Annotated in this window: 18 protein-coding genes, 16 tRNA genes and 2 rRNA genes; 31 read left to right on the top strand and 5 right to left on the bottom strand. The window is 41.4% G+C overall.

Annotated features, from left to right (window positions below):
• The 18 genes from LF822_RS07915 to LF822_RS07830 form a co-directional block, all read left to right on the top strand.
• A 23S ribosomal RNA gene (locus LF822_RS07915) occupies window positions 1-110 on the top strand; the annotation flags it as partial.
• Window positions 111-266: 156 nt separating this feature from the next.
• Window positions 267-380, top strand: a 5S ribosomal RNA gene (gene rrf, locus LF822_RS07910).
• Window positions 381-390: 10 nt separating this feature from the next.
• Window positions 391-465 (top strand) — tRNA-Asn (locus LF822_RS07905).
• 7 nt (window positions 466-472) lie between these two features.
• Window positions 473-565 (top strand) — tRNA-Ser (locus LF822_RS07900).
• A gap of 15 nt (window positions 566-580) precedes the next feature.
• Window positions 581-655, top strand: a tRNA-Glu gene (locus LF822_RS07895).
• A gap of 6 nt (window positions 656-661) precedes the next feature.
• Window positions 662-737, top strand: a tRNA-Val gene (locus LF822_RS07890).
• A 32-nt stretch (window positions 738-769) separates the two neighbouring features.
• Window positions 770-846 (top strand) — tRNA-Met (locus LF822_RS07885).
• A 72-nt stretch (window positions 847-918) separates the two neighbouring features.
• Window positions 919-995: transfer RNA gene (locus tag LF822_RS07880), tRNA-Asp, on the top strand.
• A 39-nt stretch (window positions 996-1034) separates the two neighbouring features.
• Window positions 1035-1110: transfer RNA gene (locus LF822_RS07875), tRNA-Phe, on the top strand.
• Between the two features lie 13 nt (window positions 1111-1123).
• Window positions 1124-1199 (top strand) — tRNA-Thr (locus LF822_RS07870).
• A gap of 18 nt (window positions 1200-1217) precedes the next feature.
• A tRNA-Tyr gene (locus tag LF822_RS07865) sits at window positions 1218-1303 on the top strand.
• 20 nt (window positions 1304-1323) lie between these two features.
• Window positions 1324-1394 (top strand) — tRNA-Trp (locus LF822_RS07860).
• Between the two features lie 12 nt (window positions 1395-1406).
• Window positions 1407-1482, top strand: a tRNA-His gene (locus LF822_RS07855).
• Between the two features lie 21 nt (window positions 1483-1503).
• Window positions 1504-1578, top strand: a tRNA-Gln gene (locus tag LF822_RS07850).
• An 8-nt stretch (window positions 1579-1586) separates the two neighbouring features.
• Window positions 1587-1661 (top strand) — tRNA-Gly (locus LF822_RS07845).
• A gap of 60 nt (window positions 1662-1721) precedes the next feature.
• Window positions 1722-1795: transfer RNA gene (locus LF822_RS07840), tRNA-Cys, on the top strand.
• 6 nt (window positions 1796-1801) lie between these two features.
• Window positions 1802-1883: transfer RNA gene (locus LF822_RS07835), tRNA-Leu, on the top strand.
• Between the two features lie 140 nt (window positions 1884-2023).
• Window positions 2024-2977, top strand: coding sequence for a tyrosine-type recombinase/integrase (locus tag LF822_RS07830; protein WP_253923418.1), 954 nt, complete (start codon window positions 2024-2026; stop codon window positions 2975-2977).
• Between the two features lie 19 nt (window positions 2978-2996).
• On the opposite strand, the gene LF822_RS07825 is transcribed toward LF822_RS07830, so the two are convergent.
• The 3 genes from LF822_RS07825 to LF822_RS07815 form a co-directional block, all read right to left on the bottom strand.
• Complete coding sequence (locus tag LF822_RS07825; RefSeq protein ID WP_253923417.1) at window positions 2997-3662, bottom strand: BA5345 family protein; 666 nt, start codon at window positions 3660-3662, stop codon at window positions 2997-2999.
• A gap of 21 nt (window positions 3663-3683) precedes the next feature.
• Window positions 3684-4325, bottom strand: a complete 642-nt coding sequence (locus LF822_RS07820; RefSeq protein ID WP_253923416.1) for a hypothetical protein — start codon at window positions 4323-4325, stop codon at window positions 3684-3686.
• Window positions 4326-5343: 1018 nt separating this feature from the next.
• Window positions 5344-6009 (bottom strand): hypothetical protein, encoded by a 666-nt coding sequence (locus LF822_RS07815; protein ID WP_253923415.1) that lies wholly within the window; start codon window positions 6007-6009, stop codon window positions 5344-5346.
• Between the two features lie 763 nt (window positions 6010-6772).
• On the opposite strand from LF822_RS07815, the gene LF822_RS07810 reads away from it, so the two are divergent.
• From LF822_RS07810 to LF822_RS07765, 10 genes are all read left to right on the top strand, one after another.
• Window positions 6773-8203, top strand: coding sequence for an alanine/glycine:cation symporter family protein (locus LF822_RS07810; protein WP_253923414.1), 1431 nt, complete (start codon window positions 6773-6775; stop codon window positions 8201-8203).
• Window positions 8204-8375: 172 nt separating this feature from the next.
• Window positions 8376-8753, top strand: coding sequence for a YidH family protein (locus LF822_RS07805; protein WP_253923413.1), 378 nt, complete (start codon window positions 8376-8378; stop codon window positions 8751-8753).
• 73 nt (window positions 8754-8826) lie between these two features.
• Window positions 8827-8900: transfer RNA gene (locus LF822_RS07800), tRNA-Gly, on the top strand.
• A 117-nt stretch (window positions 8901-9017) separates the two neighbouring features.
• Window positions 9018-10724: an ABC-ATPase domain-containing protein gene (locus LF822_RS07795; protein WP_253923412.1), complete on the top strand. Its 1707-nt coding sequence runs from the start codon at window positions 9018-9020 to the stop codon at window positions 10722-10724.
• A 20-nt stretch (window positions 10725-10744) separates the two neighbouring features.
• Window positions 10745-11878: a tRNA epoxyqueuosine(34) reductase QueG gene (queG, locus tag LF822_RS07790; protein ID WP_253923411.1), complete on the top strand. Its 1134-nt coding sequence runs from the start codon at window positions 10745-10747 to the stop codon at window positions 11876-11878.
• 70 nt (window positions 11879-11948) lie between these two features.
• Complete coding sequence (locus LF822_RS07785) at window positions 11949-12491, top strand: methylated-DNA--[protein]-cysteine S-methyltransferase (RefSeq protein ID WP_253923410.1); 543 nt, start codon at window positions 11949-11951, stop codon at window positions 12489-12491.
• A gap of 82 nt (window positions 12492-12573) precedes the next feature.
• The gene (locus LF822_RS07780; RefSeq protein ID WP_253923409.1) at window positions 12574-13431 is read left to right on the top strand and encodes an amidase domain-containing protein; all 858 of its coding nucleotides are present in this window, start codon (window positions 12574-12576) and stop codon (window positions 13429-13431) included.
• 51 nt (window positions 13432-13482) lie between these two features.
• The gene (gene trmL / locus LF822_RS07775) at window positions 13483-13959 is read left to right on the top strand and encodes a tRNA (uridine(34)/cytosine(34)/5-carboxymethylaminomethyluridine(34)-2'-O)-methyltransferase TrmL (protein WP_253923408.1); all 477 of its coding nucleotides are present in this window, start codon (window positions 13483-13485) and stop codon (window positions 13957-13959) included.
• A gap of 535 nt (window positions 13960-14494) precedes the next feature.
• The gene (locus LF822_RS23040; RefSeq protein WP_371925847.1) at window positions 14495-14698 is read left to right on the top strand and encodes a hypothetical protein; all 204 of its coding nucleotides are present in this window, start codon (window positions 14495-14497) and stop codon (window positions 14696-14698) included.
• A gap of 37 nt (window positions 14699-14735) precedes the next feature.
• Entirely contained in the window at window positions 14736-15329 is a 594-nt protein-coding gene (locus LF822_RS07765; protein ID WP_253923407.1) for a hypothetical protein, read from the top strand.
• Between the two features lie 33 nt (window positions 15330-15362).
• Here LF822_RS07765 and lipA read toward each other — a convergent pair whose 3' ends face one another.
• Both lipA and LF822_RS07755 read right to left on the bottom strand, forming a co-directional pair.
• Entirely contained in the window at window positions 15363-16307 is a 945-nt protein-coding gene (gene lipA, locus LF822_RS07760) for a lipoyl synthase (RefSeq protein WP_253923406.1), read from the bottom strand.
• 18 nt (window positions 16308-16325) lie between these two features.
• Window positions 16326-17141 carry a lipoate--protein ligase family protein gene (locus LF822_RS07755; protein WP_253923405.1) on the bottom strand — a complete coding sequence of 272 codons (816 nt, stop codon included), beginning with the start codon at window positions 17139-17141 and terminating at the stop codon, window positions 16326-16328.
• Between the two features lie 262 nt (window positions 17142-17403).
• On the opposite strand from LF822_RS07755, the gene LF822_RS07750 reads away from it, so the two are divergent.
• From LF822_RS07750 to LF822_RS07740, 3 genes are all read left to right on the top strand, one after another.
• Window positions 17404-19299 carry a PrkA family serine protein kinase gene (locus LF822_RS07750; RefSeq protein WP_253923404.1) on the top strand — a complete coding sequence of 632 codons (1896 nt, stop codon included), beginning with the start codon at window positions 17404-17406 and terminating at the stop codon, window positions 19297-19299.
• Between the two features lie 76 nt (window positions 19300-19375).
• A complete protein-coding gene (locus tag LF822_RS07745; RefSeq protein WP_253923403.1) occupies window positions 19376-20905 on the top strand; it encodes a Ppx/GppA family phosphatase in 1530 nt (509 codons plus the stop codon).
• A gap of 96 nt (window positions 20906-21001) precedes the next feature.
• Window positions 21002-23107: an RNA degradosome polyphosphate kinase gene (locus tag LF822_RS07740; RefSeq protein WP_253923402.1), complete on the top strand. Its 2106-nt coding sequence runs from the start codon at window positions 21002-21004 to the stop codon at window positions 23105-23107.
• Window positions 23108-23156 lie beyond the last annotated feature (49 nt).

Raw genomic sequence — 23156 nt, 5'->3', positions numbered from 1 at the left:
TTACGCCAAGTAAGTAAGATTCCTCAGAGACGATGAGGTCAATAGGTCCGAGGTGGAAGCGTGGCGACACGTGCAGCTGACGGATACTAATCAATCGATGACTTAACTACATCCCTTTGTGAAAAATTAACGAATCGAATCCTGATGTGTTGTCTAACCTCTTATCCAGTTTTGAGGGTTCTGAAAAAAGTTTTCAAAAACCCTTGAATTTTTCTTAAAAGGACAATATAATAAATCTTGTCCGCAAAAAAGAAACACTTTAAAGATCTGGTGACGACAGCGAAGAGGTCACACCTGTTCCCATGCCGAACACAGCAGTTAAGCTCTTCAGCGCCGATGGTAGTCGGGTCGATCCCCGTGAGAGTAGGACGTTGCCAGGTTATACATTATTCCACAGTAGCTCAGTGGTAGAGCAATCGGCTGTTAACCGATCGGTCGTAGGTTCGAATCCTACCTGTGGAGCCATTCTTCTGGAGAGCTGTCCGAGCTGGCCGAAGGAGCACGATTGGAATTCGTGTAAACCGTTTTCGCGGTTTCGAGGGTTCGAATCCCTCGCTCTCCGCCATTTTCATTTACGACTGGCCCGTTGGTCAAGTGGTTAAGACACCGCCCTTTCACGGCGGTATCACGGGTTCGAATCCCGTACGGGTCACCACTCATTGGAGGATTAGCTCAGCTGGGAGAGCACTTGCCTTACAAGCAAGGGGTCGCAGGTTCGAGCCCTGCATCCTCCACCATTTATCTATAGTAGACAATGCGTCTACATTATCGCGGGGTAGAGCAGTTCGGTAGCTCGTCGGGCTCATAACCCGGAGGTCGCAGGTTCAAATCCTGCCCCCGCAACCAAATTATTTAATCGTAGTACTGAAAGTGCAACCAATATCTTTAATCGTAGTACTCTAAAGTACATTTTATAACGGTCCGGTAGTTCAGTTGGTTAGAATGCCTGCCTGTCACGCAGGAGGTCGCGGGTTCGAGTCCCGTCCGGACCGCCACTGATTACTTTTTACATAAGCTAGTTCACTAAACTGTTTGGCTCGGTAGCTCAGTCGGTAGAGCAACGGACTGAAAATCCGTGTGTCGGCGGTTCGATTCCGTCCCGAGCCACCATCTTTTTTGACTAGCCGGCCTAGCTCAATTGGTAGAGCAACTGACTTGTAATCAGTAGGTTGGGGGTTCAAGTCCTCTGGCCGGCACCATGAAGATTTATTGTACATGGAGGGATAGCGAAGTTGGCCAAACGCGGCGGACTGTAAATCCGCTCCCATCGGGTTCGTAGGTTCGAGTCCTACTCCCTCCACCATTTAATTTAATATTTCAAATAGGGGTATAGTTTAATGGTAAAACTACGGTCTCCAAAACCGTCAATGTGGGTTCGATTCCTACTACCCCTGCTTTGTTTTGTGGCGGTTGTGGCGAAGTGGTTAACGCACCGGATTGTGGTTCCGGCATTCGTGGGTTCGATTCCCATCAGCCGCCCCATTTTTTTATCTAGTCAATTAATGGGCTATAGCCAAGCGGTAAGGCAACGGTTTTTGGTACCGTCATGCGCTGGTTCGAATCCAGCTAGCCCAGCCATTTATACTGCGGGAGTAGTTCAGTGGTAGAACACCACCTTGCCAAGGTGGGGGTCGCGGGTTCGAATCCCGTCTCCCGCTCCAGAATATATTGCATCACCTATAAAATTAATGAATATAATCTATTAAATCCTTTATTTCAATGGCGGCATAGCCAAGCGGTAAGGCAGAGGACTGCAACTCCTTTATCACCGGTTCGATTCCGGTTGCCGCCTCCATGAAATGCCGGTGTGGCGGAATTGGCAGACGCGCACGACTCAAAATCGTGTTCCTCACGGAGTGTCGGTTCGAACCCGACCACCGGTACTACAGAACGGCGTCATGACGGAAGTCATGAGGTCTTTTTTTAATTTAAAAAGCGTGAATATTTGACGATGAATCCACGAAAAATCGTGCGCATGAATCGTGTGCGCCGCCCCTGTGATTAATTTCATGGGGGTTTATTTATGGTTAAACGCAGAAGAAAAGTCGATTCACAAGTGGTTAACACAATTAAGCCGGGGAATGTTACGTCATTCGATGAAGCACTCAAAGCGTTCATACAGTCGTCAGAATTGCGCGGGTTGTCGGATGCAACTGTCACCTTTTATCGTAGAGAACTGGATTTATACAGACGCAAAATGGTCGAACTGGATGCATTGGATATAGTAAGAGTTCATAAGATTAAACCGCAAGATATTGAACTGTTTATATCGGCGGAAATGGATGTCGGCAAATCACGTAATACTATTAATTCTCGATTGCGTGCAGTTCGTGCGTTTTATTCGTTTTGTTACCGCAAGCAATGGTTAAAGAGAAATCCTTTCGACGAAGTCAAACTGCTAAAGACGCGGCACACGGTCGGGGACACTTTTTCGCCATCGCAATTAAAACGAATACTGGACGCGCCTGATATAACCACGTTCACGGGTCTGCGTGATTATTCGATTATGTTGATGTTTGCGCACACGGGTATTCGATTAAATGAACTGTCATCGTTGCGCACGCATGACATCGACTTTGAAGATGGCGCAATCAATATCCAGCACGCAAAGAATACCCATGCCCGTCGCATACCGATGACAAAGCGATTACATGCCACGATGTCCGCGTGGGTGACCGAAAGAGGTCAAATACCCGGCGTCAACGCATTATTTATTACGTATGAGGATAAACCCCTGTCTAGGCGACAAATACAGCAGCGAGTCGCATATTACGGTAAGAGAACGGGTTTATCAGATGATGTCGCTACTAGCCCGCATACATTTCGCCGAACGTTCGCAAAGAACAAGATTGCGTCTGGAACTGATGTGTTTACTGTACAAGCGTTAATGGGTCACAGTGATTTATCGGTATTGAAAAAGTACGTTGCCATTTATTCGCAAGATTTAAAGAATGCGATTGAAAATGGAATAGAATAAAAACAACCGCCGGTGACGATTAATATACGTCTACTGGCGGTTTTTCCTTTTCGTTTTTAGGGGTATTATTTTCGCGCGCTGGCGGTAATATTTCATCCATAAACCGAGCAACTACATATTCTACATTCGTTGAGTAATAGTTAAAAGTTTTGAATAGCACCCACGACATTACACACGTAAAAAGGAATATCCCAAATAATAATAGGGAAGGGGCAGATATTAATTCTACTGATACAGGGACTATACATAAACCAAAACTTGTTAATAGTGCGCCAATTTCATGTTTACGTGTTAGAAGGTAAGAATACCTATTTGAATAATAAATCATCTTATATTCTTCTAATTCTTTAACATTCGCGTGCCATAAGTATTCGATTAGAAAAAATCTTTCATTCCAATTTTTCGGTACTTCAATTCCTTTATGTTGCACTATTTCTATAATCTTATTTATATTTCTCTTTTCTGGCGGCTGGTAAATCCATGATAATACGAAATATATTTGATAAATTATATATCCCACCACTATTCCTATTAAGGTTAAAGCGAATGCAGCACTAATTGTATGCATGTTTTGAATTCCAGTCGAATCAATAGTACCACCTAAATATAAAACTGGTAATACTAACAACATAAATACCCAACCCGGCATTCCCCATTTAATCAGATATTGACTTTCGAACTTCAATGGATTACCCCCTTGTGAATTTTAGTTTTTTCTCTCTAACACTTTTTTAGTTAACTTTTCAGCCATTTTTGAGTAATCACTACTTAAATTGTCAAGGTAGTCTTGTAATCTTTTTTTGTGATAAAAGTCAAGGTAAGAATTTTTGTCCAGCCACTTATCTATATGGTCTAATAGGAAATTGTGTTGGTCTTTATCTATTTCTTGGTATATAAATCCCGCATCAACATAACGGTTAATTGAATTTGAAAATATTTCTCTTTGTTCCCATAAATCTCCTTCAAGTATATAAATATTAGCTTCTAAACTACGGATAAGTTCTGATAACGATTCTTCTCTTTCTTTTATAGTCCTTTGGGTGTGGTTCATGATGCCTTTTAAACTACCTATATCTTCTTGTAAGTTCTTGCTTAAACCCTCTATCTTTCTATGCGCAAACTCTTCTAACTCTTCTTTTATTTTTTCAATGTATTCATTTTGTATATTGCTTTCAATTTCTCTTTGAAGACTTTCGACTTCCCCCTTTTTAAATGAACGGAACATAAAGCCGAATATAATGAAGGCTGCCGCAACAATGGTCAATATTCCCCCGACAGCTAACCACACCATGTCTTTAAAATGCTTGTTCTGTTCAACTAGAACGTTGACAACTTCGTTAACTTCCATCGTTTATTCCCCCTACTGAAAATCTAACGCAAAATACTTCCAACATTACTACATTCGACATAAGGGTATATTTTCCTGCTAAATGCCGCAATTTTCCATTCAGCGCGCAATATTTCATATACAAATGGGACGTTATTCTGCGCACATATACGGGGCATACCGCGTCCATTAAAACAGGGATATTAACGGTATTGGTCGCATCCCAGGGCGGTTATTTGGCGGGGATATGGCGTTTATACGGCGGATTAAATAGCGGTAGATTGCGTCATACAAGTGATATTTTCTGCGGAAAATAGGTGTCAAGAATATGCCGACAACTGGCGTTATGTAATAGGGTGAACAGAGCGTATGGCTGCGGTGTGATGACGTTGTGATGCCGTTGTGATTGCAACATTTTATCGGGCAGACGACGCCGCTCACGCAGCACTTCGAAAACTTTCCATCGACCGCAGAACCGCACACCAACCGCATTGCAGCACAAATCACATCGCATTACATACGAACAACAATTGATATATCAACGTTCGTTACTGCTGAACAGTCGCAATTAATCGAACCAGTTGCACGTTGAATAATCATTGCATAAACGATGAATAAAACGAATCGTGTGCGTCTAAACAATAAATGACTCGGATGAATGCGCTAATGAACCGCGACAAATCAACGATTGAAACGATGCATACCGTACTACTGTAAATAGTGCGCTATGTGAATGGGGGCAAAATGGATGGATGATGGTTGATGTTCGTTGTAATACTCCCGGGGCGGTCAAGCGATGGTCGACTTCCCCGGACGACCGAAACAATGCTATGGTGTCCGCAAAATCGCCGGGTACAAAAAATTTTCTGTAATTTTTTCGAAATGTTCCGTTTGTAACGCGTCATGCACCGCAATCTCACCGAATAACGCCGCACTGATAGTTGTTCCCAACGAAACCCCCGCAGGACGCTGAATGGCGTTAGTGATAATCCTAGATTCGTTAGGTATTCGCCGAATTGAAATAAAGTTTCTTCCATAATTAATTTGAAATGCTTTCTTTAATTTTTGTGAAAACACTATTCAATAATATTTGTGTGTTTTTTATGAGTAAAGGACAGAATTCCTTATCTATGTGTATTTCTTTTTCATGACTTGAAGATACGAAAGGTAATTCTTGTATAGAGTTCTTTAAGCCTTCTACATCTTTACCGTCATTTATTCTACCATTAGAATGAACAATATTATTGCGAACATTGTATACGTTTAAAATAAACTCCCATTCTTCGCTTTCATTAGGAAAGTCGATGTTCATCTGTTCCATTATATAATAAGAAAATTTCTCAAGATTGTTTTTATCCCCATATTTTCGGTAATGTTTAAGGTTTGGATTCTCATCATAATGACTTCTGCATGTACGCACTAAGGCTTGTTCAATAGTGGAAATAACAGCTGTTACAATAGAATAGCGCAGTAAACTAGGAAAATCTCTTTCTAATCGGTGAAAATCATCATAATGGAATTCATAATACTCATCTGCTACTTCCTCGGGCATATCTTTTGCTCTTTCTTCCGTTATTCGCGCAAGTTGCTCAGACTTTTCATTAATGGCATGTTCCATTTGTTCTACATAGCTGTCAATTGTATCCAGGCGTATTTTTGCAAGTTCATGAGCAAAATTATTAACTTGTCTAAATATTGCCCCCATTACAATCCCTCCTAATATTAAACTTATAACAATATTCTACCATATTCTACCTGTGAAATTGACCAGAAGTGCATTTGCTTATACAATAAGATTAACGCAGGGGCGGTAAGCACCAGAGTTGTGCGCGTTGCCCATCTTGTGAATTATCGTCGAATCCACGCTAAATCACGTCATGAAAGCGTTCATAGCCGGTTCGTTAAACGATTCCCAGCGGAACCGACTCAAAATCGTGTTCCTCACGGAGTGTCGGTTCGAACCCGACCACCGGTACTGAAAAATTTATATTTACTACGGAAATCGCTTATTACAGCGATTTTTTTTATGCTCAAAAAAGGGTCTCTACAATATTTGTTGGGGTATCAGAAAAAAATAGGATACCTGCTGATATCCACCTGTTGCCGGCACCGGCATACTTGAGAGGTTACTCACGGTTTAAATGCTAAGCTGCATGACAATTCCTGCGGGGGATGTCAAAGCCAATAACCTGAGGTACGGTACCTAAGTCTCAGAGGTTATTAAGCTTATTTTAAGTGCTCCAAATATACTATAATATAATAAATTTTTTTAAGTTTTAGGGCGAAATTAACAGATTTTTTATAGTTTTTTAACTATTATGTTAATAATAATAACATTATATGATACAATAGTCATCATTACTAAGAGTGCATAATTCCTCGAAATTAGTTGTTTGTTATCATTTTTTATGCTATTCTTATGTATGTAAATTTCAGAATAATCCAACAAATTACCAAGGAGTGGAAAAATGGATCTGATTATGGAAATTGTAGGACAAATTAATAACTTGTTGTCCACATACTTAACGATTCCAGTACTACTAGGAGCAGGACTATTCTTTACAATCTTTTCACGGTTTGTTCAGTTTAGGTATTTAAAAGAAACAATGCGTGTTTTATTTGAGAAGACACCAGGTAACAACGGGAAAGAAATATCAGCTTTTAAATCTTTTTGTATAGGATCCGCAAGCCGAATTGGTACAGGGAACTTAGCGGGTGTTGCTGTAGCTTTGACTATGGGCGGACCAGGGGCTATCTTCTGGATGTGGGTTGTTGCTCTTGTAGGTGGCGCTACGGCATTTATGGAAAGTACATTAGCTCAGGTCTATAAAGTAAGAGACGGGAAAGACGCTTTTAAAGGCGGACCGGCTTACTATATAGAGAAGGGACTGAAACAGCGTTGGGTTGGAATTGCATTTGCCATTATGATCGCTGTAACTTTCGGACTTATCTTTAATTCTGTACAAAGTAATACGATTGCTGAGTCTATTAATTCTTCTTTTAATATTCCTACTCCAATAGTTGGAATTGCGTTAGTGATATTATCAGCCATTGTTATATTCGGAGGGGTGCACCGCATTGCTAACTTTTCCAGTATTGTAGTGCCTATTATGGCTGCTATTTATATTATAATTGCGTTAATAGTGGTGGCAATGAACATCACAGCATTGCCGGGGATTATTGGATTTATCTTCGCAAATGCATTTGGATTTGAACAGGTGATTGGAGGAGGCATCGGGGCTGCTATTATGCAGGGTGTAAACCGTGGACTTTTCTCGAACGAAGCTGGTATGGGTAGTGCACCGAACGCAGCTGCATCTTCTCACGTATCTCACCCTGCGAAGCAGGGCTTTATACAAGCAGCAGGTGTTTTCCTGGATACATTAGTGGTATGTTCTGCTACAGCATTCATTATTCTTGTTTCTGACCAGGCTGAGTTTGGTACAGAAGCGGGAATCACTTTACTGCAGGACTCCCTGGCTCTTCAGATCGGTGAATGGGCTGGAATATTTGTAACTATTGCTATTTTCCTTTTTGCTTTTAGTTCAATTGCTGGAAGTTACTATTATGGCGAGAAAAACATTGAATTTATTAAGGAAAGCCCAAATGCGATCTTAATCTATCGTATTGGTTCTTTAGCCATGGTTATGTTTGGAGCAGTTGCCAGCCTTGACCTCGTTTGGGCATTGGCTGATGTATTTATGGCTTTAATGACGATTATTAACATGTATGCCGTCATCAGGCTGAGTAAAATCTCATTTACTGTTCTTTCTGATTATATGTCTCAAAGGAAGCAAAACAAAGAGCCGGTATTTGAGCCTAGTAAGCTGGGAATCAGTAATTCTGAAACCTGGGAAAAACTTGATTTTGAAGAAGAAAAGAAAAAGAACGTCGTTTAATCTTTATATTAAAAGCCTGTTGTGTTTTACGCACAATAGGCTTTTTAGTTTGTATATTTAGATATTGATGTAAAAATTAGAAGTATGCCGGTGAAGATGTTATATTAATATTTGTACAGCACGTTAATGAAGTAATAAATGGAATTAAAGTGACGGGAATAAGGTGTAAAAGATGGACAAGAAAAGTTTCAATCAAAATCAAATAAAGTATGCCCAGCAGCATTTGGCGAATGAGCGTACATATTTAGCCTGGGTACGCACGGTAATTGCTATTGTGGGTATCGGCTTCTTAAATACAAGTCTTCATTTTACAATGGGGGCTCAAAGGAATATGACTGTGGATATTATAAGCATTGCCCTTGGGGTGTTTGCGTGTATTCTAGGCTTTGTTATAATCATCCTCGCTACCTTTGCTTATTTTCATAGGAAAAGAAAAATTATGAATGAAGAAACTTTTTTACCTTCCAGGGCTCAAGTAACGCTTGTCTCCAGTTTAATGATCATTATTATTATGTTTATCGTTCTTTATTTCATATATTTAGAAAGCTGATGAACAGAAAATAAACTGATATTGGTTGTCACATAGATTAGTGATTGTTATAATTGAAACTGTCCTTCAAAAAGCGGGTGTAGTTTAATGGTAAAACCTCAGCCTTCCAAGCTGATGACGAGGGTTCGATTCCCTTCACCCGCTCCATTATTTGCTATTATTAGTTTACTATGTGAACCAACGCAGTGTTTCGTTTAATAAAACGAAGCATTGCGTTTTTTATTGAAGCAAAACGGATACACCAATAGAGAAAGGAGATATAAAGTGAGCAAACTAAAAAATGTATTACGACAAATTGACGGAAAAAGCTATAAAGGATATAAACAAATTCAAGGCAGCCATGAGTTTTCAAAGTATCAGCTAGAAATTGATTATGTGCAGGGAGATCCATTTGCTGCCCCTTCTAAGATACGGGTTCAAATTCCTCAAAAGGTGAAGAAGATTGACCCACGATGGAAAGAGACGAAAAGCAGGCGGATCTATACCGAGGATGTGCTGGCTCGAAAGGTAGCTGATGCACTAAACCAAGCGAAACCTAATGTGCGGGGGTCAGGAAAAAGTGGTATGGTGGCTATTGATCAGCCAAAGCAGGAGGTTCTTGAGCGTACAGCCGTAAGTATCGATAATGATCAAATCACTGTATGTTTAACGGTAGGACTTCCTGCGAACGGGCGGCGTATTAATGGAAAAGAAGCAGATAAACTGTTTTTTACTGTAGTCCCCGAGGTCGTTGAGGATTCCATTTTTTCCATTACCGATGAAGAAATATGGGAGTTTGTCGAATTAGCTGATCAGCACGATGCTGTTTTAGCTAAAATGAGAGAAGACAATCTGATATCGTTTATTGCCGATGATTCTATTTTACCAAGAGCCAGCGGTATTAGTGATAAGCCGATGAAGGATGCAGTGCCATTTAAGAGTCCTGAAGCAAACCGTATCTCTATTGATATTCCTCACCGTGAGCTTCCCTTAACAGGTATGGGGATCTCTAAAGGCATTGTGTTAATCGTCGGAGGAGGATATCATGGTAAAAGTACCCTCTTGAATGCAATGGAGCGAGGGGTATATCCTCATATTAAGGGAGATGGACGTGAGTTTATACTAACTGACCCAAGTGCTGTTAAAGTGCGGGCAGAAGATGGGCGTCAGGTCACAAATGTTGATATCTCTCCTTTTATAAAGAATTTGCCACGAGGAGCAGATACGACTCAATTTTCAACTGAAAATGCGAGCGGCAGTACTTCCCAGGCTGCAAATGTAATAGAAGCTATAGAAGCGGGTGCTCAAACCTTGCTTATTGACGAAGATACAAGTGCTACGAATTTCATGATCCGGGATGAGCGTATGCAGGAGCTGGTAGTTCAGGAGAAAGAACCCATTACTCCTTTTATAGATAAAATCAGCAGTCTTCGTGATGAGCTGGATGTTTCAACTATATTAGTCATGGGCGGATCAGGTGATTATTTCACTAAGGCGGACGACGTGATTATGATGGATCAATATGTGCCGTATAATGTGACGGCCAAAGCTAAAGAAATAGCTGAAAAGTATCCCAGTCAGCGTCAGACGGCTGCAGAAACATTTGGCGCCCTGCCTTCCCGGCATTTTCTTCCACAAACGATTCAGCCTAGAAAAGGGAGTAAAGAAAAAATACAATCAAAAAGCCGAACAAAGATTTTAATGGGTGCTGCTGAGATTGATCTTCTTGGAGTCGAGCAGCTTGTTGACGGTTCGCAGACAAGGATGATTGCCGACCTGTTGATGCATTTATATAAAAAAGGGAGGCTGAACAAGAAACAGCCATTATCCTCATTGCTGGATGAAGTGGAGGAGCAGTTTAATGAGCAAGGACTGGCCTCATTTGCTCCTTTTAAAGATCAACACCCCGGCGAACTGGCAAGACCGCGCCGTCTTGAAATAGCTGCTGCATTAAACCGTATCCGTACGGCGAAGGTCAGTGATTTAAGATAAAAGGAAAGGAGGTAGCCAAGGTGGATTTTCATCAATTTAAAGAAGAAGTAGTTGCTTATAGTAAAGAGATTGGGGTTGATAAGATCGGTTTTGCCTCAGCTGATGTGTTTGGCGAATTGAAAGCGAGACTGCAGCGACAGCAAGCCCTTGGCTATCAATCCGGTTTTGAAAAAGGCTCTGTAGACGAGCGGTCAGAGCCTGGACGACTCCTTCCAGAGGCTCAATCTATTATTTCTATCGCCCTTGCGTACCCTTCTAAAATGGAGAATGCTCCTAAAAGTAAAAAAGGTGAGCGCAGAGGCGTCTTTGCCCGTGCTTCCTGGGGGCGCGACTATCACGACGTACTAAGAGAAAAATTGAATCTGATTGGGGTATTTATAAAAGAGAAGTTTCCTGCAGCTGAATTTAAGTCCATGGTAGATACAGGAGAACTTTCTGACCGGGCTGTGGCTGAACGTGCAGGGATTGGATTCAGCGGGAAGAATTGCGCTATTATTACGCCTGAGTTTGGCTCTTACGTCTATTTAGGGGAAATGGTTACAAACATTCCATTCGCTCCTGACGATCCGGTAGAGGACAGCTGCGGAGATTGTAACATTTGTGTAGATACGTGTCCGACGGATGCATTGGTCCAGGGCGGTCAGCTGAATGCTCAGCGCTGTATCGCTTTTCTAACGCAGACTAAGGATTTTCTGGCTGAAGAGTATAGAACAAAGCTTGGAAATCGTCTTTATGGGTGTGATACCTGCCAGACAGTGTGTCCTAAGAACAAAAAGAAAGACTTTCATAACCATGAAGAGTTTGAACCCGACCCTGAAATTGCTAAGCCTAAATTAATTCCGCTCTTATCCATCAGTAACCGTGAATTTAAAGACAAGTACGGCTCGATGTCAGGTTCCTGGAGAGGGAAAAAACCTATTCAGCGTAATGCCATTTTAGCTCTCGGTCACTACAAAGAAGAAGCAGCAGTGGATGAATTGATCCGGTTAATGAAACAAGATCCCCGGCCCGTGATTCGTGGAACTGCGGCTTATTCTCTAGGTAAAATAGGCACTGTGGAAAGCTTTCAAGCGATAGAGGAAGCGATGGGATACGAAGAAGATGAAAAAGTCGTAGAAGAAATGGAAAAAGGGCTCCAATTTCAAGAAAGATAAACGAATCTCCCTTTTCAGAATATAATAGGTTTTGTATAATAGGTAAAACTGTTAGTAAGAGGGGTTTTTTATGAGTTACCAATCCATGATCTATTATGATGTGATGGAAACACCCGTTGGCGATCTCACTATTTTAGCAACAGATGAAGGAATTTTGCGAGTGGACTATGGTCGATTTGACGACCTGCACTCTTTTTACCAGACATGGACCAAAAAACATCTGCTCCGAAACTCATTTACTCATGATCCTGAACAATCCTATGTGAAGCAGGCAGCAATAGAACTTAGTGAATATTTTACAAGAGAACGAGAAGCGTTTACACTGCCTCTCATATGCTATGGAACCCCTTTTCAAAAAAATGTATGGCGGGCTCTTCTTGAGAATATACCGCTTGGTGAGACTAGAACTTACAAGGATATAGCAATGAGACTTCAGGCTTCTCAATCTGTTCGTGCAGTAGGGGGAGCTGTGAACAAGAACCCTTTTTCAATAATCGTACCTTGCCACAGAGTAATTGGAAGTAATGGTAAGCTTGTTGGGTATGCAGGTGGTTTAGACCGCAAAAGACAATTGTTAGAGCTGGAATCAAATCAGCAGCAGTTGAAGGTATAAAGTGAAACTCCCTACTTCAGGGAGTTTTTTTGTATGGTTTTCTTTGCTAGTTCATATAGTGATAGAACAGGGGGGATGAGCGGTGTATACGATTAGAAGTTATTGGGAGGACATCATTAAACATTTGTTGATTCAAGAAAAAGAAGTGTGGCTCCAGCGGAAGGTTCAAGGGATTATGGAGAGAGGTCAGCAAATAAAAAGGGCGACCTTCTCCATCAGACCATACCATAGAGTATCGTTTGATAGAGATCAGTACGTTCAATATCTTGTTTCTATTCATTTATATGTGAAGGATGGATTAAAGTCCTTCTTAGAAGAAGGGATATATTCGTGCCAATCTTACATTCGTGATGGAAATATGATGGAACAAAATACAATAACTGAAAAACTCTTGTCACCGAGTAAAACTAATTTGACTCCTCAATTCATTGAGAAGGATGAGGAAGCAAGAGCTCCGTTCACCTATAACCGCCGGGAGGCTGTACGGTATGCTGAGCAATGGTGGGACAGCTATAACCCTGCTTATCAACACTTTGATGTAGATTGCACCAATTACATCTCTCAATGTTTAAAGGCAGGGGGAGCCCCGATGGCAGGCCAGCCCAACCGCAGTAAGGGATGGTGGTATGGAGGTAAGAACTGGAGCTACAGCTGGTCTGTCGCTCATTCGCTCCGCTGGTATTTAAGCGGAGCGCGGCAGGGGCTGATCGCTGGTGAAGCAGCCGAGGCTCATCAGCTTTCGCCGGGCGATATTATTTGCTATGACTTTCAAGGGGATGGCCGGTTTGATCATACCACCATTGTAGTCAGTAAAGACAGTCAAGGAGAACCTTTAGTTAATGCTCATACGACAAACAGCCGTCAGCGGTTCTGGAGTTATACAGATTCTACTGCTTATACACCGAACATTCAGTATAAATTTTTCCGCATTGGGGGTTGATGAGTGTGATATAATAATCTAGTTGATGAAGTAGAGAACGAGGTGAGGAAGTTGGCCAATCATATTGTTTTATTTCAACCTGAGATTCCTGCCAATACCGGGAATATTGCCCGCACATGCTTAGCGACGAATTCACAGCTGCACCTTATTCGGCCATTGGGTTTTTCCACAGATGATAAGATGCTTCGCCGGGCCGGTTTGGATTATTGGCATGATGTGACAATTCACTATTATGATTCAATTGAAGAATTATATGGGACATATCCTTCAGGTGAATATTTTTATATAGAAAATTTCGGTACGAAATCATATGCAGATTTCGACTTTAGTGACGCCGGGCAGGAGTGGTTTTTCGTATTTGGCAGAGAAACCGATGGTATTCCAAGGAATCTTCTCGAAGGTCTTGAAGACCGTTGTCTGCGCATCCCCATGACGGATAAAGTACGGTCCTTGAACTTAGCTAATACAGCGTCGATTATTTTATTTGACGCATTAAAGCAGCAGGGATTCCCACAGTTAATAAAATAATTTAATGTGGTGGTTGAAAGTAGATGAACAGCATGGTCCTAAATGGATTTTAATTCATTAGACAAAAAGACCGCATCTTCTCGTGGTGAGGAGATGCGGTCTTTGTTATGTGTTATTTTTTTGGGCGTCCTGGCTTTACGTCATAGCCGGCAGTAAAGATTGAAACTAAGTATGTTACACACACGAGAATAATTAAAGTTAACTTCATATTAAGGGCCTCCTTTAATAGCTGAGCAGACAAGCATTGATGTTTGTTATTATACCCCATTTTCCTGTTGATGTGAATTGTTTGTCAGTTATTAATTAAAAAGAACAAGCTCATCGCCCAAACATCAGCCAGCAGAGGCACATATGTTGAAATGTAGGTGAATAACCCGCTTGCAATGGAGGGATGATATGCTGCCTTATTCGTACGAAATGGAAGACGATATGCGTTTCATAGATCCACATGGGTATGAACACGAAGATGATCGCATAATAGGAGGATTCATAGGAGGTCCTTTTGTTGGAGGTTTCTTAGGAGGGCTGTTGGGGAGTGCAATATTTCCACCTTTCTATGGGGGAGGGGGATACTACCCGCCGCCTTATTACGGCCCGCCTGGCCCACCCGGTCCACCGCCGCCGTATTACCCGTATGGTGGAGGAGGAGGCTATTACTGGTAGACAGAAGACCGCTCTTACAAGCGGTCTTCTTCAATGTGGAAATTATGGTATAATTGGTAAAATACATCCGACATAATTTTACATCATATTCTTTTTTTTGAAGGGGTGGTACCATGAGAAAATTAATAGGTTATTTCATAGCGGGGAGTGCTTTACTGCTCGCATGTGCCTGCAGCTCAAGTCAGGCAGAAGAAAGCGATCCAATTGAAGTAACACTTGAGCAAATAGAAAGTGAAGATAAAGAGGTGGAAGATCTTCCAGATGAAGAAATCGAAGGCGAGATTCCTGAGAATGAGGTTGAGGATTTAGAGATAGTGGAAGAAAAAGAGGAAGAAGAGGAAGTAGAAAGAGAAAATACGGTTGAGGAGCAAGATAATCGTGATGGCTCAACGACTACGGAACAGTATACATATAACGAAACGACTGAAGACACATACTCACCTGAATCTCCTGACAGCTCGTCCAGCAGCTCTGCATCCTCAAATAATAATACTGCTGCCAGCGAATCTTCAACATCAGGCTCAACGCCATCTGCCCCAGAGCAGCCAGAAGAACCCGAGCAGGATGACTCAAAAGATATAGAAGAGACAATTGAGGAAGAAGAATTGGACGATGAGGAAGAAGAAAAAGAAGTAACCGAAGAGGCAGGAGATGAGGAAAAGGAGCAAACCGAAGAAATAGCAGAAGATGAAAACCGCTCGGAATAAAGTGAAGCCGCCTTTTATTAGGCGGCTTTATTATTAAAACGTAGTCTTATCTAAAGTTTTACCCTGGGATTCGTACCCCTGCATATACTTAATACGTCTCTGGGCAGAAGTTTCGTTTACCTGCTCATCAGCGTGATAGGAGGAACGAACCATCGGGCCAGCTTCACAGTGTTTGAACCCTTTTTCCATTGCAATCTGCTTTAATTCTTCAAACTCATCCGGGTGATAATAGCGCTCTACATTCAAATGTTTCTTTGTAGGCTGCAGGTATTGACCAATTGTCATAATATCCACGTTGTGAGCTAAGAGGTCGTCCATAGCCTGCATGATTTCTTCCTTCGTTTCGCCAAGACCGACCATAAGGCTTGACTTCGTAGGTGTGTCAGGACGTATCTCTTTAACACGGCGCAGAAGCTCTAAAGAGCGGTCGTACATAGCGCGGGCACGAACTTTTTTCGTTAATCGGCGGACAGTTTCAATGTTGTGGTTGAAAATGTCGGGCTCTCCCCCCATTAGCGTGTGTAGGCTGTCATAATCACCCTTCATATCAGATGGAAGGATTTCTACGGTGCAGCCTGGAACTCTGCGGCGGATGGCTTTCACGGTTTCACCAAATACAGCCGCTCCTCCGTCTTTTAAGTCATCACGTGCTACTGCTGTAACTACCACGTGCTTAAGCCCCATAATTTCTACTGATTCAGCAACACGCTCCGGCTCTCCCCAGTCCAGTTCATTAGGCAGACCTGTTTTTACTGCACAGAAACGGCAGCCTCGTGTACATGTATCTCCAAGGATCATAAAGGTGGCTGTTTTTCTTTCGCTCCAGCATTCGTGAATGTTTGGACAGCGTGCTTCCTCACATACTGTGTTGAGCTTCTTTTCGCGCATTAATTTTTTTAAGCCGGTATAGGATTTATTCGTGTTAATCTTGATCTTTAACCAATCCGGTTTCCTTATGTATTCATCTTTTTTTGACACTTTAATCGTCTCCTTTAGTTATCTTGAATAATTCCATTCATTACTGTTGTACCTTTTTTCGGCAAGTTCATAAACCTCTTTCCATTGTTCGTCACTTAATTCAAGAGGCTTTAATTCAATATTTAATCCTTTTTCAAATCCAGCTTTAAATGCAGCCCGGGTTTTCTCATAATCAATTGGTGTATTGACGATATCGTTAATGGCGATTGCTTTATCTGCGAAGGCCTTACGAGCCCTCTCTTTAATGCGGTCATTCTTGTAAATAAACATATCGAACAATTTGTTTTCGTCTACATTAATCGGAATTGAACCATGCTGGAGAATTACGCCTTTCTTTCTGGTCTGCGCACTTCCCGCTGCTTTTTTACCGTCAACGATTAATTCATACCAGGAAGGTTCTTCGAAACAGACCGCTGATCCTGATGAGTTCAGCTTCTCTTCCGGAATGGCAAACTCAGCTTTAATGTTAAGTTCTTTGAATCCTTCAAGCAACCCCTGCGATAGAACGAGGTAGGCTTCTTTAACAGAAGCGGGCATCTGTGGATGGTTTTCTGAAACAATTACACTATATGTTAACTCATCGTCGTGAAGAACAGCTCGTCCGCCGGTTTGCCTTCTTACGAGGTGGTACCCATTTCTACGCACGCCTTCAAGATCTATTCTGCCTTCAACTTTTTGAAAGTATCCTACTGAGAGGCCGGCGGGTTTCCAACCATAAAAACGAAGGACAGGCGGGATCTTTCCTTCGCTGTGCCAATTCAATAAGGCTTCATCCAGCGCCATATTTAAAGCCGGCGTTAAATGGCCGGAATCAACAAAGGACCAAGTTTCCATTAATTAGACCTTCTTTCCATAAGTAATCCTTTATTCGATTAAATAGTCAAGACAATTCTAACAAGGGGACTATATCGTGTCAAAGCAAGGAAGCGGTTACGAAGGGGAAAAAAGCATTTTTTCGTTGATTTGCGTGATCACGCAAATCTTTTGGTTGCGGTTTATACAATAGACGAAAGGAGCTTGTACCTTTATGAATGTTTCGGGTTTCACGCGCATAGGATGTATTAAATTTGCTAGTTACGACGAGGGAGGTCGTTGAGTGGATATTATTAAAAGAATACAAGATCATCGTGAACATGAAGAGGAATTGAAATGGGAAGGAACTTTCAGAGATTATTTAGAGCTATTAAGAGACAAACCTTACTTGGCCCAATCTGCTCATTCTCGTGTTTATAATATGATAACGGAAGCGGGGGTTGAGGAAGGCCCTCATCATAAGAGATATTCCTTTTTTGATGACGATATTTACGGACTTGATGAAGCTATGGAAAGGTTAGTTGAAGAGTATTTTCATCCGGCTGCACGCCGCCTGGACGTAAGAAAAAGAATTCTATTGTTAATGGGACCTGTCAGCGGCGGTAAATCAACACTGGTTAATTTGTTAAAGAGGGGACTAGAGAAGTATTCATACACTGACAAGGGAGCAGTCTTTGCTATTAAAGGGTGCCCGATGCACGAAGATCCCCTGCATATGATTCCACACCATTTAAGAGATGAGTTCCGTGAAGATTACGGGATTCGAATTGAAGGCAGCTTGTCCCCTTTAAATACGATGAGACTCGAAAAAGATTACGGCGGCCGTATCGAGGATGTTCTGGTAGAAAGAGTCTTTTTCTCTGAAGACAAACGAACTGGTATTGGTACCTTCAGCCCTTCTGATCCTAAATCACAGGACATTGCCGATTTAACAGGCTCTATTGACTTCTCGACGATTGCCCAATTTGGCTCTGAATCAGATCCACGTGCTTATCGTTTTGATGGAGAGCTTAACAAAGCAAACCGGGGTATCATGGAGTTCCAGGAGATTTTAAAATGTGATGAGAAGTTTCTCTGGCACCTTCTCAGTTTAACTCAGGAGGGCAACTTTAAAGCTGGCCGGTTTGCCTTAATTTCGGCAGATGAGCTGATCGTTGCTCATACGAATGAGGCTGAATACCGTTCCTTTATTGCTAATAAAAAGAATGAAGCGCTGCACTCACGGATGATTGTTATGCCGATCCCGTATAATCTGAAAGTAACTGAAGAAGAAAAGATTTATGAGAAGATGATCCGGGAAAGTGATATACGTGATGTTCATATCGCTCCTCATACATTAAAGGTAGCGGCCATGTTTACCGTGCTGACGCGCTTAAAGGAATCGAAGAAAGCGTCTATTGATGTACTGAAGAAAATGTATTTATATGATGGCGAGGAAGTAGAAGGCTTCAGTGATGTGGATGTAGAAGAATTGAAGAAGGAATTCTCTGATGAAGGTATGACCGGGATTGATCCGCGTTATGTGATCAACCGAATTTCTTCAACTATTATTAAAAAAGAGATGACATCAATTAATGCGCTGGATGTACTCCGTTCGTTAAAAGATGGATTAGACAGTCATGCTTCAATCTCTAAGGACGATAAGGAGCGCTATCTCGAATTTATCTCGCTGGCTCGCAAACAGTATGATGATTTAGCGAAGAAAGAGGTTCAAAAAGCATTCGTTTATTCTTATGAAGAGTCTGCCCGTACGCTTATGGACAATTATTTAGATAACGTAGAGGCGTATTGCAACAAAGCAAAGCTTCGTGATCCGCTGACGGGAGAAGAAATGAATCCAGATGAAAGGTTAATGCGTTCCATTGAAGAGCAGATCGGTGTCTCTGAAAATGCGAAGAAGGCCTTCCGTGAAGAAATTCTTATTAGAATATCTGCCTATGCCCGTAAAGGTAAAAAGTTCGACTATCAGTCCCATGAGCGCTTACGAGAAGCCATTCAGAAGAAATTATTTGCTGACTTAAAAGATATTGTGAAAATAACTACATCGACGAAAACACCAAACGAACAGCAATTGAAGAAAATTAATGAAGTGGTGGCCACTTTAGTCGATGAACACGGATATAACTCATCGTCAGCTAATGAGCTGCTTAAGTACGTAGGAAGCCTGCTGAATCGTTAAATCTACAAGGGGCTCTAGACCCAGTCTAGGGTCCCTTTATGATATAATGACCAAAAATACAAGGCAGGTGAGGCAGATGGCGAAACAGCATTATGCCATTATTGACATTGGTTCAAACTCCGTACGATTAGTTGTTTATCTGCGGGATAAAGGAGGAAGACTCCGGGAAGTTGAAAACGTAAAAGCTGTAGCAAGGTTGAGTACATATTTACTGGAAGACGGGACGCTTTCAAAGAACGGAATAAATAAATTGCTCCACACATTATCAAGCTTTGAAGGGGTACTTGCCACTTACGTGTTGGAAGAGACGGTCTGCGTAGCTACCGCTGCTATCCGTCAGTCTACTAATCAGGAAGAAATTATCAAAGAAGTTTCTAAGCATACCGGATTCGATATGAGAGTTCTGTCTGAAGAAGAGGAAGCGTACTATGGATATTTAGCCGTTGCAAATTCAACCTCTTTAACCGAAGGCTTCACTGTCGATATCGGGGGTGGAAGTACTGAAGTCACCTACTTTAAGGATCGTGAACTTATTCATTCTCACAGTTTCCCTTTTGGTGCTGTAACCCTTAAACAACGCTTTTTTAAAAAAGACCTGCCTACAGAAGAAGAGTTTTCAAACCTTCGGCAATTTCTTAAAGAGAGCTTTAGCAGCCTCCCCTGGCTGACTGGTAAAAAAGTACCTTTAGTTGGAATTGGCGGAGGCGCGAGGAACGTGGTACAGGTAGATCAGAATTTAAAAGAATATCCTCTCGCAGGTCTCCATCAATACAAGATGCTGGACAGCGATCTTTCATTTATTAAAAATTACTTGTTCACCCTGCCGATGAAAAAGATGCAGAAGGTTGAAGGTTTGTCTAAAGACCGGGCGGATATAATTCTTCCAGCTGTCGAGGTTTTCCATACATTGTACGAAGCCGTACAGGCAGATGGATTTATTTTAAGCAGGAAAGGGTTAAGAGACGGTGTGTTTTACGAGCAGCTTACCCAGGGCATGGGGACCAGCCTTTTTCCAAGTGTTTTAGAAGAAAGTATCCAGGAACTGATCAATGACTATGAGCTGGATATGCGGCAGATACAGCACGTACAGCATTTAGCCAAGGAGTTGTTCTCGCAATTTCATGAAAGAGGAATTGGTTCATTAACCATAGACGATTGGACAGAGGTGAAACGTGCGAGTTATGTATTTAATCTCGGGGAATATATAGATGATGAAGCAAGTGCACAGCATACCTTTTATTTACTTGCGAACCGTACAATTGACGGATTAATGCATATTGACCGCTTAAAACTTGCTTTAATGGCCTCTTTTAAAAACAAAACGGTTTTCAAACAATTTATCAGCCCTTATAAAAGCTGGTTTTTAAAAGAAGAACGAAAGCACATTCGTTTTTTAGGGGCGTTTCTTAAGTTTTGCTACAGCCTGGACAGCACGCGCAGAGGAACGGTGGAATCATTAAAAGTGAATGCAAAAGGCGAGAACCTTACGATCACTCTTTTCTGCAGCAAGGATTATATGCCTGAAGAATATCAGATAGAAAAGCAAAAGAAGCACCTGGAAAAGGCGCTGAACACAAAAATTAATTTAGTATTTGTTCAATTATAAGGCCGGACTTTTACAAATACTTAATTTAAACTTTAAATTCGGTCAAAATTCGCGTGATAGAGTGGTTAGAAATCTCTGGCATAAGGGGAGTAGTCAATGACAATGGATGACGTCAAAAAGAATCTCGATGACCCGCGTTATTACAATAACCGTGAACTGAGCTGGCTTGCCTTCAACGAAAGAGTGCTTGAGGAAGCACTGGATCATACCACTCCTTTACTTGAGCGGTTTAAGTTCCTTGCTATTTTTTCAGCGAATTTGGATGAGTTTTTTATGGTAAGGGTAGCCGGTTTAAAGGATCAGGTAAAAGCCGGCTACAATAAACCGGAGAACAAGGCAGGGTTAACTCCGAAACAGCAGTTGAAAGAAATAGCGAGAATTAATCATCAACTTGTTAAAAGGCAGTACGATACCTACCAGGCGATGAAGCCGCAGCTATTAAAAGAAGGTATTGAACTCACTGAAATTGAAAAGCTGACTGAGGAACAGCTTCACGAATTAGAACAATTCTTTGAAGAAGAGATATTTCCGGTTTTAACCCCTATGGCCGTTGATACCTACCGGCCATTTCCCAAGCTTTTAAATAAAACAATTAACCTTGCTGTCGTTTTAGAAGATACGTTTGATTTAAAAGACCCTACGGAAAAGCACGCCATTGTCCAGGTGCCTTCAGTTATTCCACGATTTGTTGAACTGACAGTAGCTGATACCTCATCAACCTTTATTCTGTTAGAAGATATTATCAGTCACTTCGCAGAAAAGCTTTTTAAAGGATACCGCGCAAAATCAATAACTGAATTCAGAATTACGAGAAACGCAGATATGACGATACACGAAGAAGGCGCACGTGATTTACTAAAAGAAATTGAAAAAGAACTAAAGAAAAGGAAATGGGGTGCAGCTGTCCGGCTTGAGGTTCGCAAAGAGAAGCTTGATGAAAAAATGGTTCGGTTTTTATTAAGTGTACTGGAGATTCATGAAAATGATTTATACATTACGGATGGTCCTTTAGATCTCAGTTACTTATTTGATTTCTATAAGGAATCAGCCGATAGAAAAGAAGGCCTTGTTTACGAGCAGTTAATACCTCAGCCTGTGCGTGATATGAAGGATGAGGAAAATATTTTTGAAGCTGCATTAAAGCGTGACATTTTTCTGCATCATCCCTACGAGTCCTTTGAACCAGTAATAGAATTTCTGGCAGATGCAGCAAAAGACCCTGATGTTTTAGCGATAAAACAGACATTGTATAGAGTGAGCGGTGATTCCCCGGTTATAAAAACTTTAAAAGAAGCGGCTGAGAATGGAAAACAAGTTACAGTTCTGGTTGAGCTTAAAGCCCGTTTTGATGAAGAGAATAATGTTCAATGGGCACGTGAATTGGAAAAGGCGGGCTGTCATGTTATTTATGGAATGACTTATTTAAAGACACACAGCAAGATTATTCTTGTCGTTCGAAAACAAAAGAATGCAATTGAGCGTTTTGTTCATCTGGGAACAGGGAACTACAATGATCAGACAGCGAAGATTTATACAGATATGGGGATTATTACGACAGATGTTGAATTCGGGATTGATGCTACCAATTTCTTTAACTATTTAAGCGGTTATACAGAGAAACCCGATTATTTCCACATTTCTATGGCTCCCTTTGACATTAGAACTGACTTTCTTAAGAAAATAGATGAGGAAATCGAGTTCCATCGTGATTATGGAAACGGCCGTATTGTAGCAAAAATGAATTCACTAACTGACAAGCTTATTATTAAAAAGCTTTATGAAGCTTCACAAGCAGGAGTGTCAGTGAATCTCATCGTCCGCGGCATCTGCTGTCTAAAACCGGGCGTCGAAGGAATTAGTGAGAATATTCGAGTCATCAGTATTGTCGGACGCTTTTTAGAGCACAGCCGGATCTTTTATTTTCATCATAATGGTGAGGAGAAGGTTTTTCTATCCTCAGCTGATTTGATGACAAGGAATATGGTAAAGCGTGTGGAATTACTTTTCCCTGTATATGAGGCTGAGATTAAAAGCAGGTTAATTGAAATTCTTGAATTATACTTAAAGGATAACGTGAAATCGAGAGAACAGGATGAACACGGAAGCTATCGTTATATCAAGGTCAACAAAGATTACCCTTCTGTCAATAGTCAAATGAAATTGTTTGAGTGGGCGTACGATGTGCTCGAGGACGAAGAGTAAATTTCTGTATAATTTTCTGAGAAAAGTGAAATAGACGTACCAATCGGTG

The sequence above is a fragment of the Halobacillus sp. A5 genome (assembly GCF_024189315.1).
Lineage (GTDB): Bacteria > Bacillota > Bacilli > Bacillales > Halobacillaceae > Halobacillus_A.
This window is presented reverse-complemented; position numbering and strand designations above follow the sequence as displayed.